This is a genomic window from Actinacidiphila sp. bgisy167, assembly GCF_057707665.1.
Window position 1 is genome coordinate 1 of sequence record NZ_JBYIQP010000146.1, and the last position, 6,845, is coordinate 6,845.

General features: G+C 69.0%; 7 protein-coding genes and 1 tRNA gene. 3 read left to right on the forward strand and 5 right to left on the reverse strand.

Features of this window, described 5'->3' with window-relative positions; all coding sequences use genetic code 11:
* Positions 1–70: 70 nt before the first annotated feature.
* Positions 71–880, reverse strand: a complete 810-nt coding sequence (locus AC3ET4_RS29870) for a thioredoxin domain-containing protein (RefSeq protein WP_431954942.1) — start codon at positions 878–880, stop codon at positions 71–73.
* Positions 881–1,177: 297 nt separating this feature from the next.
* Between AC3ET4_RS29870 and AC3ET4_RS29875 the strand changes: the two genes are divergently transcribed.
* Positions 1,178–2,035: a Yip1 family protein gene (locus AC3ET4_RS29875; protein ID WP_431954944.1), complete on the forward strand. Its 858-nt coding sequence runs from the start codon at positions 1,178–1,180 to the stop codon at positions 2,033–2,035.
* A gap of 115 nt (positions 2,036–2,150) precedes the next feature.
* Here AC3ET4_RS29875 and dcd read toward each other — a convergent pair whose 3' ends face one another.
* A complete protein-coding gene (gene dcd, locus AC3ET4_RS29880; RefSeq protein ID WP_431954946.1) occupies positions 2,151–2,726 on the reverse strand; it encodes a dCTP deaminase in 576 nt (191 codons plus the stop codon).
* A 499-nt stretch (positions 2,727–3,225) separates the two neighbouring features.
* On the opposite strand from dcd, the gene AC3ET4_RS29885 reads away from it, so the two are divergent.
* A tRNA-Gly gene (locus tag AC3ET4_RS29885) sits at positions 3,226–3,299 on the forward strand.
* A gap of 324 nt (positions 3,300–3,623) precedes the next feature.
* On the opposite strand, the gene AC3ET4_RS29890 is transcribed toward AC3ET4_RS29885, so the two are convergent.
* The 3 genes from AC3ET4_RS29890 to AC3ET4_RS29900 form a co-directional block, all read right to left on the reverse strand.
* Positions 3,624–4,787 carry a tyrosine-type recombinase/integrase gene (locus AC3ET4_RS29890; protein ID WP_431954948.1) on the reverse strand — a complete coding sequence of 388 codons (1,164 nt, stop codon included), beginning with the start codon at positions 4,785–4,787 and terminating at the stop codon, positions 3,624–3,626.
* Positions 4,787–5,008, reverse strand: coding sequence for an excisionase family DNA-binding protein (locus AC3ET4_RS29895; RefSeq protein WP_431954950.1), 222 nt, complete (start codon positions 5,006–5,008; stop codon positions 4,787–4,789). Before AC3ET4_RS29895 ends, AC3ET4_RS29890 begins: the two co-directional genes overlap by 1 nt.
* A gap of 181 nt (positions 5,009–5,189) precedes the next feature.
* The gene (locus AC3ET4_RS29900; RefSeq protein WP_431954952.1) at positions 5,190–5,708 is read right to left on the reverse strand and encodes a helix-turn-helix domain-containing protein; all 519 of its coding nucleotides are present in this window, start codon (positions 5,706–5,708) and stop codon (positions 5,190–5,192) included.
* A gap of 286 nt (positions 5,709–5,994) precedes the next feature.
* On the opposite strand from AC3ET4_RS29900, the gene AC3ET4_RS29905 reads away from it, so the two are divergent.
* A partial coding sequence (locus AC3ET4_RS29905) for a DUF3631 domain-containing protein (RefSeq protein ID WP_431954954.1) occupies positions 5,995–6,845 on the forward strand: 851 nt, incomplete at its 3' end.

Here is a 6,845-nt window from a genome sequence, read left to right on the forward strand (position 1 = left end):
ACCACGCTCCCCACACCCCCACCGGCCTTCCGCGTGGTTCTCAGCCGCTCTCAGCCGTTCTCAGCCGTTCTCAGCCGCCGATGCCGGCGCCCCGCAGCAGCGCGGCGAAGGAGACGGGGTCGAAGAGCTTCTGCAGGTCGTCCTGGGAGACCGCCGTGTCGTCGATCTTCACGTAGGGGGTGCCAGTGGCGCCGCTCTTGACGAACGCCTCCTCGGAGGCGGTCACGAACCGCGCGTAGGACTGACGGCGCACCGCCGTGTCGAAGGCGGCACCGCGCAGTCCCCTCACCTTGCCGGCGAGTTCCAGCAGGTACGCGTCGGTGAACCCGTCCACCTGCTCCTGCGGCTGGTTGGCGTAGAGCAGCTCGTGGTACGTCGCGAAGGCCCCGGTACCCGCCTCGACGGACGCGCGCAGGGCGTTCGCCGCCCTCTTGGAACCGCTGCCCTTGAGGTTCTCGTCCAGGAACGAGGCCAGGGTGTACCGCAGCTTGACGTCGCCGGCCTCGGCCAGCGCCGCCAGCTGCGGCCCGGCGGCCGTCTCGAACGCCTTGCAGACCGGACAGCGCGGGTCCTCGTAGATGTGGACGGTCCTCGGCGCGGCCGGGTCGCCCACCGTGACCGTCGTCCCGTCCGCCTCAAGACGCGCGGGCAGCGCGGCCAGCACCGCGGGGTCCGGCTTCACCGGCACGGCGCCGGCGGCGGACGACGCGGCGGGGGGACTCCCGGCGGCCGGAGCGGCCGGCGTACCGGAGCCGGTGGTCAGCAGCCCGCACCCCGTCACCGCCAGGGCCAGCAGCCCCGCGAGCGCCCCGCCCGCCGCGGCACGCGCCGAGGTGCGCGCGGTCCCGCGCGCGGCATTCCGTACGACCCTGACGACCATCGGCACTTCCCGTTCTTTCGGATCCGTTCCGCCCCGAACGGTAGGGCTTCGCAGGCCCGCGCGCCCGCCCACGCGCCGCCCGGAGCGCTGCCCCGAGGGGCGGCACCCCCGACAGCTGCCGGGCGACGTCTCTCAAGGGTCCGGGACAGGCCCGGGGATTCGGGGCGGATCCCGGCCGGAGCCGGCACCGATGTGCCGCGCCCGCCCGGGTGTGGAATCTGTCACAGCTTGGCAGCAATGCCCCTCCGGGGGCGGGGGGCCCGTCCTCCGCCCCCCGGAACCGGGTACGTTCGAGGCGTGGCTGGATCCAGGAACGAAAGCGGACGGGACGGGGACGTGCAGCAACCGCATCAGCAGTACGGCGGCTACCCGCAGCAGAACACCTCGCCGGGCGGGCAGCAGCCCCACCACGGCTTCGCACCGGCCGCCGAGGGTGAACCCGAGTACTTCGGCTCCGCGGCGTCGACGCCTTCGTACGACAACAGCCCCGGGCACACCCGCGCCTTCTCCATCGGCGACGCGCCCGACGCCTACGCCCCCTACCCGCCGCAGGCCACGCAGCAGGACCAGGTGGCCACCTACCGCGCGGGCCACACCACGGCGCCCCCGGCCGGCCCCCGGCTCGGGTGGAAGCCGCTGCTGAGCGGGATCGTCATGCGCCCGTCCGCCACCTTCTGGCAGATGCGCGACCACCAGGTGTGGGGCCCCGCCCTCATCGTCACCTTCCTCTACGGGCTGCTCGCCGTCTTCGGCTTCGACAGCGCCCGCGAGGACATCCTGGACGCCACCCTCTCCAACAGCGTCCCCTGGGTGGTGTGCACGGCCATCGCCGTCATCCTCTGCGGCCTGATGCTCGGCGCCGTCACCAACGCCCTCGCCCGCCAGCTCGGCGGCGCCGGCGCCTGGGCGCCCACGGTCGGCCTGGCCATGCTCGTCACCTCGCTGACCGACGCCCCGCGACTGGCCTTCGCCGTCTTCCTGGGCAGCGCCAACAGCTTCGTGCAGTTCCTCGGCTGGGCCACCTGGATCGGCTGCGCCTTCCTGCTGACCTCCATGGTCTCCAAGTCCCACGACCTGCCGTGGCCCAAGGCCCTGGGCGCGGCGTCGATCCAGCTCATCGCGCTGCTGGTGCTCTTCAAGCTGCCGGTGATCTGAGGCAGCCCGCTTTCGGGCGCCCCGCCTTCGGGCGCGCGGAAGCACGGGTAAGGGGTGCCGCTCCTGGAGTGGCACCCCTTACCCGCGTCGGATCACAGCGACCTGGTCATGCGGCTCAGACCGGCGTCCGGTGGAAGTTGAGGTAGGAACGCGACGGGGTGGGCCCGCGCTGCCCCTGGTACCGCGAGCCGTACTTGTCCGAGCCGTACGGGAACTCGGCCGCCGACGTCAGGCGGAACAGGCACAGCTGCCCGATCTTCATCCCCGGCCAGAGCTTGATCGGCAGCGTGGCGACGTTGGACAGCTCCAGCGTCACGTGGCCGGAGAAGCCGGGGTCGATGAAGCCCGCGGTCGAGTGCGTCAGCAGCCCCAGCCGCCCGAGGCTCGACTTGCCCTCCAGACGCGAGGCGATGTCGTCCGGCAGAGTGATCACCTCGTACGTCGAGGCCAGCACGAACTCTCCGGGGTGGAGGATGAACGCGTCGTCCCCCTCCGGCTCCACCAGCCGCGTCAGGTCCGGCTGCTCGACGGCCGGGTCGATGTGCGGGTACCGGTGGTTCTCGAACACCCGGAAGAAACGGTCCAGCCGGACGTCGATGCTCGACGGCTGCACCATCGACGGCTCGTACGGGTCGATGCCGACGCGCCCGTTGTCGATCTCGGTCCGGATGTCCTTGTCAGAGAGAAGCACTCCTGCAGAGTACGCGTGGGCGGGGCTCCGGGCCGAATCGAGCCGACCCGGCCCGAAGAACCCCGCGTCACGTCCGACCTGCGCGTCCGGACCTAGGCGGGCCTACTTGCCGCTGTCAGCCGCCACGGGGACGGCACTGCGCAGCCGGGCACACCGTGGACACCTGATCAACCGGCCGGGGCCGAGCCTTCCGGCGCCCAGGTTCTGCATCGGGAACGTAGCGGTGCTGAATACGTGCCCTTCGGCACAACGAACGACGGTGCGATCCATCGCTCCCCTTCTCCCCGGTACCTCAACGACGAAAGCCACACTAGGGGATGAAGCAACCCCTGCCTCATATGGCACTCCGCCCTCTCGGGCACGCAGGCATCCCACACCGTACGCCTCCGCCGCCTCCCTCAGCACACTTTTCAGAGCGACGCGAAGGCCCCGGCGCCATGCGTCCGGGCCTGACATGGGGTACAGTATGCGAGGTCAGATACCTCAACAGGTGTCTTACGCGGGTGTAGTTTAATGGTAGAACATGAGCTTCCCAAGCTCAGAGCGCGAGTTCGATTCTCGTCACCCGCTCCACGCAAAAGCCCCAGGCCAGCGGCCCGGGGCTTTGTTGTTGTCCAGACCATTCCTTGTCCCGCCAGCCCTCCACAAGCCCTTTCTGCTGGCAGAGACCCGGCCTTGGCGTCCTTTCGCGCGATCCGCGAGCCTTTCCGCGCCGGACTTCTCAAATAGCGAGACGCATTTTCTGTGAACTGGGTCATAGAAGTGTGAGGCGTTGGGCATTGCGAAGGCAATACCGCTTCCCGCGAACTCCGTCCGCGGACATGGAGCGGAGACAGGACCGCTGTTGCTGAGCGGTCCCGCCTCCGCCACGCCGCCTCGGGCGAGGTCGTCACAACCTCAGCCGGAGTGCTCCTGCGTCTCCGCCTGGGCCCGCTCGACTGCTTCGCCGCGCTGCTGCCGGACTTCGGCATCGATGCTCTTCGCGAGCTTGCGCTGGTGCTTCTTCTTGGAGTGCTGGTAGATCAGTTGTGCCTTCGGGCTGGACTGGCCCGCGCGGACCATGAGGTCCTTGAGCTTGGCGCCCGAGTCGGCGGCCAGGGTATTGCCGGTATGGCGCAGGTCGTAGAACCGGAAGTTGTCCGGCAGACCCGCAGCTATCCGCGCCTTGCGCCACTTCCGCCCGAAGGAGGATCGCCGCAGGGCGGCTCCTCGCTCGCCCACGATGAGGAGTCCGTCCGGCTCCTTCTCGGCGAACCATTGAAGGTGGCGACGCAGCTCAGGCACCACGAAGTCGGGCAGGTAGACCGCACGCGTGCCCGCCCGCGATTTCGGAGCGCCAATAACCTTCTGACCGCTGGTCAGCTCCGGTGCGGCACGCCTGATCCACACGATGCCCTCGTCGAGGTCGATGTCACGGCGCCGCAGCTCCGCCAGTTCTTCGGGACGGAGAGAGGCGAAGGCGCCCAGGAAGATCATGATCCGCCAGCGTGGTCCGATGGCTTCAGCCAGCGTGTAGACCTGTTCGACCTCCGCGACGTCGCGTTCATCTGCCTCCTCCTTGCCGGCGCCCTTGATACGGCATGGGTTGCTCTTGAGCAGATCGTCGTCGACCGCCGTCTGGAGCACGGCTTTCAGCAGGCGGTAGGACTTGGCGACCGTCGTCTTCGCGCTGTTGGTCGCCTTGAGCCGCTCGGCCCGCCAGACGCGCACGTCCGCCGGTTGGATCTCGTCGAGGTCCAACGCCCCGAAAGCGGGCAGGATGTGGAGCCTGAGCAAGCGGGTGTACAGATCCTCGGTGGTCGCCGCGAGGCCGCGCTCCCGCACCCACTTGTTGGCGAAGTCCTCGAAGTTGACCGCGCCGACGTCGGGGTCGGTCCAGTGCTTGCGTTCTATGTCCGCCTGCGTGAGCGTGAGCCAGGTCGTCGCCTCGGTCTTGGTCTCGAAGGTGTGTGGCGCGTAGCGCCGTTTACCGTCCGGAGCCCAGTAGCGGGCCTGGAAGCGTCCCGACTCGGTCTTGCGTACGCTGCCGAACTCACGCCGCCGCTGCGGCTTGCCCGCCATCAGGCAGCACTGCCGTAGCTGGACCGAACCCGCCGTGCGGGCTGGACGGTGTGGACCTCGATGTAGGCGGTAAGGACGGTCTCGGAGAGGCGGACGTGGCGTCCGACCTTGACGAAGGCGATGCGGCGCTCCGCGATGAGGCGCCGGACGAAACGGATGCCGGTGCCGAGGCGTTCGGCTGCCTCTTCCACCGTGAGGAGGCGGTCAGTGGTGTGTGTCACCCCCTTCGCAGCGTGAGGGGTCTGCGTGGAGGCATGGGGTATCGCCGACCGGGGCACGGCGTGGTCCTCTCTTCGCAGGCCTGTGGCACGGCAATGCCGGCCTGCGGGGATCGATCATTCGGGATGGCGGTTGTGTGTTGCTCCGGCCCTGTGACGCGAGGGCCGTTGGCCGGAAGTCCGCTTACGTGTCACTACTGGGGACGCTGTCGTCGGCCGCGTCCTCACCCGGCGCCTGCCCGTAGGTCTCCAGCATGTGACTACTGGCGACCTGGGCGATGGCGTTGGAGACCATCACGTCGGCCTCTTCGCGGATGTCGGGGTGCTCGGCGAGGTAGGCGTCGAGGGCGTCTCTCGCCTTCGAGAAGGCTGCGTTGGCGCGCTGCGTCTCGCGGTAGGCGTCGACGACGGAGTCGATGAGCTTCATGGCGCGGGCCTTGGCGGCGAGCTGCGGCGGACCGACAAGGTTCCGCAGGTCGATGCCGAACACCTCGGCGAACCCGATCGCCTCGTCAACGTTGATGCGGCGCTTGCGGTTCTCGATGCGCCAGACAGCGGACGGGTTCATGTCGAAGCCTGCCTCGTTCAGGCGGTCGGACAGGGAGTTGGTGCTCCAGCCGCGGGCTTCGCGTTCCAGCTTGATCCGTACGGCGACGTTCTCCTCGCCGCTGATCAGGACGCCTTGCTGGGGTTCCTCGTCCACCGCGACCAGTCCCTTCTGTTCGTAGCGAGTCTCTGCCGTTCGCAGACAGTAAAAGCGTAGCAGGCATCCTGCGATACGCAAAAAACTTCTGCAATCGGCAATCGTGTGCCATGCTGGTACTCCCACCAGCACCGCGCCCGAGGCGCCCGACCCCCAAGACACGAAAAGCCCCCCAGCAGAGCCGGGGGGCCAAGCGCAAACCTCACAACCGCCATCCCTAGCGATCAACCCGCGTGGCCGGGATTGCCGTCCCATATGGCCCGCGAGCAGAGGAGCTGACGTCAGTATGCCCGATCCGCAGCCGAACCTGCCATCCCTCCCCGCTGCCCCCTCCGTGTGGCCGACCGTCGCGATACCCGGCCGGCTGGCCCAGCCCGCACCGCCGACACCAGCGCCCGCAGAACCGCCCGCCGACGAACCCGAGCCCGCCCCGGCATCCGAGGGCCAGCAGGTGCTGGCCGATCTGCGCGAGCAGATCCGCCGGTACGTCGTACTGCCGAACGAGGAAGCCTTCACCGCCGTGACCCTCTGGGTCGCGGCCACCCACCTGCAGACCGCGTGGCAGCACGCACCGAGGCTGGCCGTGGTCGGACCGGCCAAACGGTGCGGCAAGTCACGGCTCCTGGACGTGATCACCGAAACCGTCCACGACCCGCTCATCACGGTCAACGCCTCAGCCGCAGCAGTGTTCCGGTCCATCACCGACACCCCGCCCACACTGCTGGTCGACGAGGCCGACACCCTCTTCGGGTCCGCGAAAGTCGCGGAGAAGAACGAGGAGATGCGCGGCCTGCTCAACGCGGGGCATCAACGCAACCGGCCCACGCTCCGGGTCTCCGGACCCAACCACGAAGTATCGAAGTTCCCCACCTTCGCCATGGCCGCCCTCGCGGGCATCGGCGACCTGCCCGACACGATCATGGACCGGTCGGTCGTCATCCGGATGCGCCGACGCAGGCCGGGCGAGAAGGTGGCGGAGTTCCGAAGCTTCCGCGACACCCCCTCCCTCCACGCACTGCGCGACCGGCTCACACAGTGGCTGGCCCCACTCCACACCGACGCGATCGAACTGACGCCGACCATGCCGGTCGAAGACCGCGCCGCCGACACCTGGCAGCCGCTGATCGCCATCGCCGA

Excerpts from the sequence above, each read along its gene's own strand:
- AC3ET4_RS29870 (WP_431954942.1), bottom strand. The coding sequence starts at position 880 with ATGGTCGTCAGGGTCGTACGGAATGCCGCGCGCGGGACCGCGCGCACC.
- AC3ET4_RS29890 (WP_431954948.1), bottom strand. The coding sequence starts at position 4,787 with ATGGCGGGCAAGCCGCAGCGGCGGCGTGAGTTCGGCAGCGTACGCAAG.